The 10602-nt window shown below is 70.4% G+C and carries 10 protein-coding genes and 1 riboswitch; of the genes, 5 read left to right on the top strand and 5 right to left on the bottom strand.

Going from position 1 to position 10602, the window contains the following annotated elements:
• Nucleotides 1-167 precede the first annotated feature (167 nt).
• Both ACFXBC_RS30335 and ACFXBC_RS30330 read left to right on the top strand, forming a co-directional pair.
• Entirely contained in the window at nucleotides 168-1388 is a 1221-nt protein-coding gene (locus ACFXBC_RS30335; protein WP_385031561.1) for an acetyl-CoA C-acetyltransferase, read from the top strand.
• Nucleotides 1389-1810: 422 nt separating this feature from the next.
• Complete coding sequence (locus ACFXBC_RS30330; protein ID WP_385031563.1) at nucleotides 1811-2641, top strand: hypothetical protein; 831 nt, start codon at nucleotides 1811-1813, stop codon at nucleotides 2639-2641.
• 70 nt (nucleotides 2642-2711) lie between these two features.
• On the opposite strand, the gene ACFXBC_RS30325 is transcribed toward ACFXBC_RS30330, so the two are convergent.
• Nucleotides 2712-3029, bottom strand: coding sequence for a hypothetical protein (locus ACFXBC_RS30325; protein ID WP_385031558.1), 318 nt, complete (start codon nucleotides 3027-3029; stop codon nucleotides 2712-2714).
• Nucleotides 3030-3154: 125 nt separating this feature from the next.
• Here ACFXBC_RS30325 and ACFXBC_RS30320 point away from each other — a divergent pair, with 125 nt between their 5' ends.
• Nucleotides 3155-3385, top strand: a complete 231-nt coding sequence (locus ACFXBC_RS30320) for a DUF4287 domain-containing protein (RefSeq protein ID WP_385031555.1) — start codon at nucleotides 3155-3157, stop codon at nucleotides 3383-3385.
• Nucleotides 3386-3555: 170 nt separating this feature from the next.
• Here the strand turns inward: ACFXBC_RS30320 and ACFXBC_RS30315 are convergent, their stop codons facing one another.
• Both ACFXBC_RS30315 and ACFXBC_RS30310 read right to left on the bottom strand, forming a co-directional pair.
• Nucleotides 3556-4425 carry a Bax inhibitor-1/YccA family protein gene (locus ACFXBC_RS30315; RefSeq protein WP_385031552.1) on the bottom strand — a complete coding sequence of 290 codons (870 nt, stop codon included), beginning with the start codon at nucleotides 4423-4425 and terminating at the stop codon, nucleotides 3556-3558.
• A 155-nt stretch (nucleotides 4426-4580) separates the two neighbouring features.
• Nucleotides 4581-5075 (bottom strand): MarR family winged helix-turn-helix transcriptional regulator, encoded by a 495-nt coding sequence (locus ACFXBC_RS30310; protein ID WP_385031549.1) that lies wholly within the window; start codon nucleotides 5073-5075, stop codon nucleotides 4581-4583.
• A gap of 97 nt (nucleotides 5076-5172) precedes the next feature.
• Here ACFXBC_RS30310 and ACFXBC_RS30305 point away from each other — a divergent pair, with 97 nt between their 5' ends.
• Complete coding sequence (locus ACFXBC_RS30305) at nucleotides 5173-5805, top strand: MBL fold metallo-hydrolase (protein ID WP_385031546.1); 633 nt, start codon at nucleotides 5173-5175, stop codon at nucleotides 5803-5805.
• 472 nt (nucleotides 5806-6277) lie between these two features.
• Here the strand turns inward: ACFXBC_RS30305 and ACFXBC_RS30300 are convergent, their stop codons facing one another.
• The gene (locus ACFXBC_RS30300; RefSeq protein WP_385031543.1) at nucleotides 6278-6655 is read right to left on the bottom strand and encodes a PRC-barrel domain-containing protein; all 378 of its coding nucleotides are present in this window, start codon (nucleotides 6653-6655) and stop codon (nucleotides 6278-6280) included.
• A gap of 140 nt (nucleotides 6656-6795) precedes the next feature.
• A riboswitch (glycine riboswitch) is annotated at nucleotides 6796-6894 on the top strand.
• Nucleotides 6895-7081: 187 nt separating this feature from the next.
• Between ACFXBC_RS30300 and gcvP the strand changes: the two genes are divergently transcribed.
• A complete protein-coding gene (gene gcvP / locus ACFXBC_RS30295; protein WP_385031540.1) occupies nucleotides 7082-9967 on the top strand; it encodes an aminomethyl-transferring glycine dehydrogenase in 2886 nt (961 codons plus the stop codon).
• 161 nt (nucleotides 9968-10128) lie between these two features.
• Here gcvP and ACFXBC_RS30290 read toward each other — a convergent pair whose 3' ends face one another.
• Complete coding sequence (locus tag ACFXBC_RS30290) at nucleotides 10129-10332, bottom strand: DUF5999 family protein (RefSeq protein WP_385031537.1); 204 nt, start codon at nucleotides 10330-10332, stop codon at nucleotides 10129-10131.
• Between the last annotated feature and the right edge of the window lie 270 nt (nucleotides 10333-10602).

Here is a 10602-nt window from a genome sequence, read left to right as displayed (position 1 = left end):
CACCGCCCGACCCGCACCACCGCCCGACCCGCACCACCGCCCGACCCGCACCACCGCCCGACCCGCACCACCGCCCGACCCGCACCACCGCCCGACCCGCACCACCGCCCGATCAGCACCGCCGCCCGATCAGCCCGCTGTCCCCGCCTCAGCCCCATGGAGCCGTGATGCCCGAAGCCGTGATCGTCTCAACCGCCCGCTCCCCCATCGGCCGCGCTTTCAAGGGATCGCTGAAGGACCTGCGCGCCGACGACCTCACCGCCACCATCATCCAGGCCGCGCTCGCCAAGGTCCCCGAGCTGGATCCCCGGGACATCGACGATCTGATGCTGGGCTGCGGGCTGCCCGGCGGCGAGCAGGGCAACAACCTGGGACGTATCGTCGCCGTGGCCATGGGGATGGACCACCTCCCCGGCTGTACGGTCACCCGCTACTGCTCGTCGTCGCTCCAGACCTCGCGGATGGCACTGCACGCCATCAAGGCGGGCGAGGGCGACGTCTTCATCTCGGCCGGTGTCGAGATGGTCTCGCGCTTCGTGAAGGGCAACTCCGACAGCCTGCCCGACACGCACAACCCGCTCTTCGCCGAGGCCGAGGCGCGCACCGAGGCCGTCGCCAAGAGCGAGGGCGCCTCCTGGCACGACCCCCGCGAGGACGGCCTGGTCCCCGACGCGTACATCGCGATGGGCCAGACCGCCGAGAACCTGGCAGGGCTCAAGGGCATCACCCGCCAGGACATGGACGAGTTCGGCGTACGGTCGCAGAACCTCGCCGAGGAAGCGATCAAGAACGGCTTCTGGGCCCGCGAGATCACCCCCGTAACGCTCCCCGACGGCACTGTCGTCTCCGCGGACGACGGCCCGCGCGCGGGCGTGACGCTCGAAGGCGTCCAGGGGCTGAAGCCGGTCTTCCGCCCCGACGGCCGCGTCACCGCGGGCAACTGCTGCCCCCTCAACGACGGCGCGGCGGCTCTGGTGATCATGAGCGACACCAAGGCGCGCGAGCTGGGTCTGACCCCGCTGGCCCGGATCGTCTCGACCGGTGTCACCGGCCTCTCCCCCGAGATCATGGGGTACGGCCCCGTCGAGGCGTCGAAGCAGGCGCTGAAGCGGGCCGGCCTGACGATCGGCGACATCGACCTGGCCGAACTGAACGAGGCGTTCGCGGCCCAGGTCATCCCGTCCTACCGCGACCTGGGCCTCGACCTGGACAAGGTGAATGTGAACGGCGGGGCGATCGCCGTCGGCCACCCCTTCGGCATGACCGGCGCGCGCATCACCGGCACGCTGATCAACAGCCTCCAGTTCCACGACAAGCAGTTCGGCCTGGAGACGATGTGCGTGGGCGGCGGTCAGGGTATGGCGATGGTCATCGAGCGCCTCAGCTGACCCCTGGCGCAGAGCTGAATCCGGCCGCGCGGCGCAGGCCGCCCCTGCGATACACAGCGTGGTCAACCAGTGACACCGCGTCGAACCATGCGCCCCGATCCCTCCTGCCGGAGGGGTCGGGGCGCTCGCAACTCCGCTACCCAGAGGCATGGTTGATGACGGCACTGTCACAACTCACCGCCACTCACGCCTCTCGCCGCCCAGTCGTGACCGAATCTCCCCCAGGATGTGACCTATCTCCCGGGGTCACTTGATTCCCGCAGGTCACAGCAGCCTCAGAGGGAAAACCAGGGCCCAAAGACCTGTCCAATTCATGACGTAATGCACTGCCGGGGGGCGCGCTCTCACGACAAGCTGATGTAGGAAGTCGGGGAACGATTGAATCCGGGAGTAAGTCAGTGAGCACTTTGTCGATTGCCCTGCTGCTGACGACGGCCGCCGCCACGGCCGTCGGCGCTGCGTCCCTGCATGCCGCACACGGCCTGCGCCGCCAGATCGCCGCGCTCCGCGACGACCTCGCGGGCGCCTCCGGCGGCAACGCCCGGGGCGCGGCCATACCGGCAGCCCGCGAGGAGACCCCGGCGGACGAGATACGCGCGGCCGTCGCCGAAGCACTGGCCGAGGAGCGCGAACGCGAGCTGGCCGAGGCGCGCGCCTTCTGGGCCGCCCAGGAGTCCCGCGACGCGGCGGACGCCCCGTCCCTCCTCGGCGGTCTGACCGGCCTCGGGGACGACGCCGCGTTCTTCCTGCCGCGCCAGACCGATTTCACCGGCATGGACCCGGCCTTCGAGACCGGCTTCGGTCCTGAGCTGGAGTCGGCCGTCGAGCAGAGCGCCGAAGCGGACGAGGAGCCGGGCGCCGAGGAGTACGCGCCGGACAGCGCCGAACTGGCCGCGGCCCGCCGCAGGCACCCCTCGCACCCCGACTTCGTCCCGGTGCAGACCCCGGTGGTGACCGAGCACGAGCGCATGGTGACCCGCCTCGAAGAGCTGGCCGAGACCCGCACCGCGCTCTCCGACGTCCGTCCCGGCCCGCTCGGGACGCTCGATGTGTACGTCTTCACGGACGGCACCACGCTCTGCATGACCCCGGGCCACCGCGAGACCGCCGAGCGGCTCTCCGAGGCCCTGCGCGCGGGCGACAACCCGGTCCTGCTGGGCGGTTCCGGCATCTCCGGTGCGTACGCGCTGACCTTCACCTGCGGCGAGGAGAACGTCTACATCCTCGCGGACCGCGTCATAGCGTCGCTGTAACGCACCACCGGGGCGCGCCCGCACGGGACTTGCGTATCTCACGCCCCCCGGGTCGCACCGCTCGCGCCCCTCACAGCCCCGATCCGGCCTCCGCCGACTCCACCGACTTCACGGCCTCGTCCAGCTCGACGGACGGGGCCGTTCGCAGCTCCTCGGCCAAGTCGTGTGCGGCGACGGCGAGTTGGTCGGCCACCGCGAACATCCCGGCATCCGGCATGGTCCGCACGGCGGAGTCCGGAGACTCCAGGCGCTGGGCACGCGACGACAGTTCCCTGGCCAGCGCGAGCCCGACGGCGGCGGCACCCCGCTGGAGCCGGCTCTGCGGTGCGGAGCGCAGCCGGTCGGCGAAGCGGTCGGCGGCGGCGGTGAGAGGGGTCGTATCGAGCACGCCGCGACCCTACGCGCCCGCCCCGGACTGTTGCCAACGGGCCGATGCTGAGGCACGGTGCAGGGAAGGCACCAGTAAGGCCGACTCAGCAAGGCCGACTCAGCGCAATGCCTCCGGAGGCGCCGATGTCCCAAGTCTTCTCCGAAGAGACCCATCGCAACATGCTCTCCCGCATCCCCGAGTGCACGGGCCGTGAAGTGTCCGACTGGCTGCGCGCCGTCGACGAAGGCCCCACCCTCGTCCGCTTCGACGAGAAGGTCAGCTGGCTCAGGACCGAACACCACCTCGCCTACGGCCATGCCAAGGCGATCATCCACGAGTACGACCTGAGACGAGCCGCACGGCGCCTGCTGTAGCAGCCCTCCGGGAACTCACCCGGCACCACAGAGCCGCTCATCCGATCCAGTGAACGCCGGTCCAGTGAACACCGGTCCAGTGAAGCCGAAGGGGCCCGCCCGGAACGAGAACGTCCGGACGGGCCCCTCACTGTCGGCCGATGGCCGCTCTGGATCCAGTCGTTACCGATCTAGTCGTTACCGCTGAAGATCGCGACCAGCCGCAGCATCTCCAGGTAGATCCAGACGAGCGACATGGTCAGCCCGAAGGCCGCGAGCCATGACTCCTCGCGCGGAGCGCCGTAGGTGATGCCGTCCTCGATCTGCTTGAAGTCCAGCGTCAGGAAGAAGCAGCCGATCAGGATCGCCAGCACCCCGACGAGCGCGCCGAGCGGCCCGAAGTCGCGCAGTCCGCCGTCACCGGCGACACCGAAGGCGACCAGCAGCAGATTGACCACCATCACCATGAGGAAGGCCATGGCGATGATCATGCCGATCCAGGCGTACCGCGCGGTGACCCGGATCCAGCGCTGCTTGTACGCCACCAGGCTCGCGGCCGACACCGCCATCGTGCCCAGCACCGCCTGGAAGGGCGCACCCGACCACTGGCTGTTGTACATCTCGCTGATCACGCCGAGGAAGATGCCCTCGAAGAACGCGTAACCGAGGATCAGCGCGGGCGCCGGTGTCCGCTTGAAGGACTGCACCATCGCCAGGACGAAGGCCACCAGCGCGGAGCCGAAGGCCAGTCCGTAACTGGTCGACGAGACCGGCAGCAGCACCCAGGCCAGAGCCGCGCCGACCACGACCGTGCCGAGCGTGACGGCCGTACGCGTGACGACGTCGTCCATCGTCATCGCGCCGGCGCGGGCGGGCGCCTGGGGGCCGTCGGGGTCGGTCACGTACGGGTTGGCGGCGTACGGGTTCTGGCCTGACGGGTTCTGCGCGTACGGGTTGGTCCCTACCGCTGGGCCCCCGGCCTGCGGCGCCGCGTTGAACCCCGCGTAGCCGTTGTCGCGGCTGAAGCCCCGTCGCGAGAAGACCGGGTTGCTGCTCCTCATCTCACTCCTCAGTGGCCACGGTGCGTGGCCTCGGGACCAGAGTAATGGGAGAGCAAAGAGAAGGACGTAGTGCCTGGGAAGGATCTTTCGGTGCTTTCGGTGCCTTCGGTGCCTTCGATGCGGGCCGGACCGTGGTCATCCCCGGCGCGGGCACCTCACGGCCGATCCGGACCGGCTTCCCTGGCATGGGCCCCCACCGACCCCGGCCGGGGTCGTTCCGGCCGCTCGGCAGCGCCCGAGAGACGGTCGAGCAGGTCCGGGACGGCGAGCAGGGTGCGTCTCTCGTCGGCGGTCAGCCGCTCCGCGATGGTGTCCGCCACCCAGCGACGGCGGGTGCGCCGGTCACCGTCGAGGGCCTCGGCGCCCGCCGGAGTGATCGCGATGAGGAAGGAGCGCCCGTCGCGCTGGTTACGGGAGCGGCTGACCAGACCGAGCGCCTCCAGCTCGATGACCGTACGGCTCATGCTCTGGTGCTTCACCCCGTGTGCGGCGGCCAGACCGGCGATGGTCTGCGGGCCCTCGCGGTCGAGCGTCCCCAGCGCCGTGGCCTGCATCGGCGGCACCGTGTCGGCGCGGGCACGGACGGCGCGCACGAACCGCCCGATCGAGCGCCGCAGCTCCTCGGCGATGTCTTCGTCATCAAGGTCCATCCGGAAAATATACAATGTGGCTGTACAGTTTCGTTGCAGAGATCAGTGCAGAGATCAGATGCAGAGATTGAGTACAGAGAACAGAGAGAGGAATCCCATGCGCCTCACCAAGCACGCCCACGCCTGTGTCACCCTCACCGACGGCGACCGCACCCTGCTGATCGACCCGGGCACCTTCACACCGAACGCGGCTGAGCTGATCGCCGACGCCGACGCGATCCTCGTCACCCACGAGCACTTCGACCACTTCGACGAGGCCGCACTCAGGGCGGAGCTGGCCAGGCGCCCCGGCCTCACGGTCCACACCACCGCCGAGGCGGCGGCGAAGCTGGGTGCGCAGGCTGTCGCCGTGTCGGCCGGCGACCGGATCGACGTCGCGGGCTTCCAGGTGACCGTGCACGGCGAGCAGCACGCGCTCATCCACGAGAAGATCCCGCAGGGGCAGAACGTCGGGTTCCTGGTGGAGGGCCGCGTCTTCCACCCCGGCGACTCCTACTCCGTGCCCGAGGCCCCCGTCGAGACGCTGCTGCTGCCGACCAGCGGCCCGTGGACGAAGTTCGGCGAGGCCGCCGACTTCGTGCAAGCCGTGCGCCCCGGCCGCAGCATCCAGATCCACGAGCTGATGCTCAGCGAGCTGGGCCAGAGTTCGGCCGCCATGTTCCTCGGCGAGGACGGACTGACCGGCATCCCGCTGGAGATTCTCGCCCCGGGCGCATCCACCGAGCTCTGATCCGGGGATCCGGGAGGGGGGCCGGGCCAACGCCCCGCGTTTCCGGGCCGGTTGCACCACGGCAATCGGTCACGGGCAAGGAAATCCGGACACGTACTCTGCTCGACGGCACGAGGTTCCCGGCGACGTGCCCGCGTCGGCACCTTCCGCCGGCCGCGCCCGGCGTCCGGCGGGAGTGCCCGGAACCGGACTTGAACCGGAATCGCCCCGCCCTCTGACCTGCGATGACGCTCTGGCTTCGGGAAATGCCCCCGGTCGAAGGGGTTCCGGCCCGGATGAGCCGGGGACAGCTGGGCCCCCGGGGGGGCGGCGGGGGGCGGGGGGCGCCCCGCCCCGGGCCGGGGTTCAGGGCCGGGGAAGATGGCGCGGGGTCCGGGGCGGCGACGGGTCGGCCGGGGTCCTGGGCCGGGGAAGACGGCGCGAGGTCGGGAGCCGCGCCGGGTCGGTCGGGCGCCGCGTCCGGGGAAGCGGGTCAGGCGCGTTCCTCCTCGCCCGCGAGCCGGCCGAAGTCGCGGTCGGGCGGGGGCGGTGTGGGGGCCGAAATACCGAGCCCGTAGTGGTGGTAGAGCTGGAGTTCCTGTTCCGGTGAGAGGTGGCGGCCGACACCGAAGTCCGGCGCTTCCTTGATCAGGGTCCGGTCGAAGGGCACCCGCAGGGTCTCGCTGACCAGCTCGCTCGGTTTCAGCGGGACGAAGGCATCCCGGCTGAACAGCCCGGTGCGTACCGCGGCCCACTCGGGGACTCCGGTGGCGTCGTCGAGGTAGACCTCGTCGACCGTGCCTATCTTGAGGCCGTTGCGGTCGAATGCCTTGCGGCCGATCAGGCTGCGCGGATCTATGTCGGTCTGCACGGTTCCTCCAACTGATCGCGACGGAACACGCTGTCTCCCGCCCCCTGCGAAGGTCTTCCCCTCAGAGAAGTCCAGATCCGGGGTATCGGCCACTCGAACACCGTGCGAAGCGGCTCGCTGGTACGCTGGCCAGTGGCTGCTGACCCCGCGCGGGAGAGCCCTTCGGACACATCGTCCGGGGGCGCCGAAGGAGCAACTCCTCCCCGGAATCTCTCAGGCACACGTACCGCGCGGACGAGGTCACTCTGGAAAGCAGGGCGGGCGTCGGGCGGGCACGTCCGGATCCCTACCTCACCGACGGTGAAAGCGGGCACGTCGAAAGGCGGGCCGGTGAAACTCTCAGGTTGAGATGACAGAGGGGGAGGCCGTCCGGGTACCCGTGCCGTGGTACCCCTCGCAGGTCGTAACGACCAGGAGGCCTCCGCCATGACTTCCCCTCGCACTCCGCTCTCCCAGCTGGAGCGTGGCACCCCCTTCGAGCAGCGCCACATCGGGCCCGACGCGGGGGCCCAGGCCAAGATGCTCGCCCACGTCGGTTACGGATCGCTCGCCGAGCTCACATCGGCCGCCGTCCCCGAGGTCATCAGGACCACCGACGCGCTGAACCTCCCGGACGCCCGCACCGAGGCCGAGGTCCTCGGCGAACTGCGCGCGCTCGCCGACCGCAACCAGGTCCTCGCCCCGATGATCGGGCTCGGCTACTACGGCACGTTCACCCCGCCGGTCATCCTGCGCAACGTCATGGAGAACCCCGCCTGGTACACGGCGTACACGCCCTACCAGCCGGAGATCTCCCAGGGACGTCTGGAGGCGCTGCTGAACTTCCAGACCGTGGTGGCCGATCTGACCGGTCTGCCCACCTCGGGCGCCTCGCTCCTCGACGAGGGCACCGCGGCGGCCGAGGCGATGTCCCTCGCGCGCCGGGTCGGCAAGGTCAAGAACGGTGTCTTCCTGGTCGACGCCGACGCCCTTCCGCAGACCGTCGCGGTGATCCGCACGCGCGCCGAGCCGGCCGGTGTCGAGGTCGTCGTCGCCGACCTCGCGGACGGCATCCCGGCCGATGTGGCCGAGCGCGGTGTCTTCGGCGTCCTGCTCCAGTACCCCGGCGCCTCCGGCCGGGTCCGGGACATCGCCCCCCTCATCGAGCGCGCCCACGAGCTGGGCGCGGTCGTCACCGTCGCCGCCGATCTGCTGGCGCTGACGCTGCTCACCTCGCCCGGTGAGCTGGGCGCCGACATCGCGGTCGGCACGACGCAGCGGTTCGGCGTCCCGATGGGCTTCGGCGGGCCGCACGCCGGGTTCATGGCCGTACGCGAGAAGTTCGCGCGCAGCCTGCCGGGCCGGCTCGTCGGGGTCTCCGTCGACGCCGACGGCAACAAGGCGTACCGGCTGGCCCTGCAGACCCGTGAGCAGCACATCCGCCGCGAGAAGGCCACCAGCAACATCTGCACCGCACAGGTGCTCCTCGCCGTGATGGCCGGGATGTACGCCGTCTACCACGGCCCCGACGGCCTGCGGGACATCGCCCGGCGCACCCACCGGTACGCCGCCGTCCTCGCGGAGGGACTGCGCGCCGCAGGGGCCGACGTCGTGCACGGCGACTTCTTCGACACCCTCACCGTACGGACCGGGGGCCGGGCCGCCGAGGTCGTCGCCGCCGCCCGGGAGGGCGGGGTCAACCTCCACCAGGTCGACGCGGACCTGGTCTCCATCGCCTGCGACGAGACCACCACGCGTACCCAGCTGGCCGCCGTCTGGGCCGCCTTCGGCGCCGAGGGCGACATCGACGCGCTCGACGGGCGCACCGCCGACGCGCTGCCCTCGGGGCTGCTGCGCGAGGACGCCGTCCTCACCCACCCGGTCTTCCACCAGCACCGTTCCGAGACGGCGATGCTGCGCTACCTGCGCAAGCTGGCCGACCGTGACTACGCGCTGGACCGGGGGATGATCCCGCTCGGCTCCTGCACGATGAAGCTCAACGCCACCACCGAGATGGAGCCGGTCACCTGGCCCGAGTTCGGTGCGATGCATCCCTTCGCCCCGGTCGAGCAGGCCCAGGGCTACCTGACGCTCATTCAGGAGCTGGAGGAGCGGCTCGCCGAGGTCACCGGATACGACAAGGTCTCCCTCCAGCCCAACGCCGGGTCGCAGGGTGAGCTGGCCGGTCTGCTGGCCGTGCGCGCCTACCACCGGGCCAACGGCGACACCGCGCGCACCGTCTGCCTCATCCCGTCGTCGGCGCACGGCACCAACGCCGCAAGTGCGGTGATGGCCGGGATGAAGGTCGTGGTCGTGAAGACCCGCGAGGACGGTGACGTCGACGTCGACGACCTGAACGCCAAGATCGAGCAGTACCGCGACGAGCTGTCCGTGCTGATGGTCACCTATCCGTCGACCCACGGAGTCTTCGAGGAGCACATCACCGACATCTGCGCCGCGGTGCACGAAGCGGGCGGGCAGGTGTACGTCGACGGCGCCAACCTGAACGCGCTGGTCGGACTCGCCAAGCCCGGCAAGTTCGGCTCGGACGTCTCGCACCTCAATCTGCACAAGACCTTCTGCATCCCGCACGGCGGCGGCGGCCCCGGTGTCGGCCCCGTCGGTGTACGGGCCCACCTCGCGCCGTACCTCCCCAACCACCCGCTGCAGCCGACCGCCGGTCCCGAGACGGGCGTCGGACCGGTCTCGGCCGCGCCGTGGGGCTCGGCCGGGATCCTGCCGATCTCCTGGGCGTACGTACGTCTGATGGGTGGCGAGGGGCTCAAGCGGGCGACGCAGGTGGCCGTGCTGGCCGCGAACTACATCGCCAAGCGTCTCGAACCGCACTTCCCGGTGCTGTACACCGGCCCCAAGGGGCTGGTCGCGCACGAGTGCATCGTCGATCTTCGGCCGCTGTCCAAGGCGACCGGCGTGAGCGTGGACGACATCGCCAAGCGCCTCATCGACTACGGCTTCCACGCGCCGACCATGTCGTTCCCGGTGGCCGGAACGCTGATGATCGAGCCCACCGAGAGCGAGGACCTGGCCGAGCTCGACCGGTTCTGCGACACGATGATCGCGATCCGCGCCGAGATCGAGAAGATCGCGTCCGGGGAGTGGCCGGCCGGCGACAACCCGCTGTGCAACGCCCCGCACACCGCGGCGGCGCTGGGCGGCGAGTGGTCCCACGCGTACACCCGCGAGGAGGCCGTCTTCCCGGCCGGTGTCTCGCCCGCCGACAAGTACTGGCCGCCGGTGCGCCGTATCGACGGCGCCTTCGGCGACCGCAACCTCGTCTGCTCCTGCCCGCCGCTGGACGCGTACGACAACTGACGGCGTACGACAACTGACGGACGTACGGCTGCCGACGGGCAGCGGACATACGGCAGGGCCGGTTCGGGAAACACCCGGGCCGGCCCTTCGTCGCGTCACCGGCTCTGCTCTGTCGCCGGCTGTTGCGTTCTCGCTGTTCCGTTCTTCCTGCGGGGCAGGGATCAGGCAGCGGTCGCCAGTCCCGAACCCAGGGGGCGGTGCGGCGCGATGATCCGGCCGTCGGGCAGCAGTTCACCGGTGTCCTCGAAGACGAGTACGCCGTTGCACAGCAGACTCCATCCCTGCTCCGGGTGGTGCGCCACGAGGAGCGCGGCCTCCCGGTCGGCGGAGGCGGCTGACGGGCAGGTTGGCTGGTGCTGGCACATGGATGCGTTCTTTCGCTGCGTTGTGGTGAGTGTCCTGCGGCTCGATGCGGGTTTCATGGCCGCCCCCCGTCTGTCAGTTCGGTGATCCCAGTGTTGCCCCACGGATGTCGTTCCGCAGGGATTTCACGGCAGCACGTGCTCCAGCATAAGGACGCATCACCCGTGCGGGCGGTTCAGCTCAACTTGACTGCCTCTTCGGGTGGTTCGGAGGTGGCCCGACCGGGCTAGTCCGGATGGGCACGGAGCGCGCCGCGCCCCACGACCCAGGGG

Origin of the sequence: Streptomyces sp. NPDC059398 (assembly GCF_042751845.1) — a bacterium.
Taxonomy (GTDB): domain Bacteria; phylum Actinomycetota; class Actinomycetes; order Streptomycetales; family Streptomycetaceae; genus Streptomyces.
Note: the sequence above shows the minus strand (reverse complement) of the source record. Positions and strands in the feature narration are given on the sequence as shown.

Excerpts from the sequence above, each read along its gene's own strand:
- ACFXBC_RS30305 (WP_385031546.1), top strand. The coding sequence starts at position 5,173 with ATGCGCCTCACCAAGCACGCCCACGCCTGTGTCACCCTCACCGACGGC.
- ACFXBC_RS30310 (WP_385031549.1), bottom strand. The coding sequence starts at position 5,075 with ATGGACCTTGATGACGAAGACATCGCCGAGGAGCTGCGGCGCTCGATC.
- ACFXBC_RS30315 (WP_385031552.1), bottom strand. The coding sequence starts at position 4,425 with ATGAGGAGCAGCAACCCGGTCTTCTCGCGACGGGGCTTCAGCCGCGAC.
- ACFXBC_RS30320 (WP_385031555.1), top strand. The coding sequence starts at position 3,155 with ATGTCCCAAGTCTTCTCCGAAGAGACCCATCGCAACATGCTCTCCCGC.
- ACFXBC_RS30290 (WP_385031537.1), bottom strand. The coding sequence starts at position 10,332 with ATGTGCCAGCACCAGCCAACCTGCCCGTCAGCCGCCTCCGCCGACCGG.
- ACFXBC_RS30335 (WP_385031561.1), top strand. The coding sequence starts at position 168 with ATGCCCGAAGCCGTGATCGTCTCAACCGCCCGCTCCCCCATCGGCCGC.
- gcvP (WP_385031540.1), top strand. The coding sequence starts at position 7,082 with ATGACTTCCCCTCGCACTCCGCTCTCCCAGCTGGAGCGTGGCACCCCC.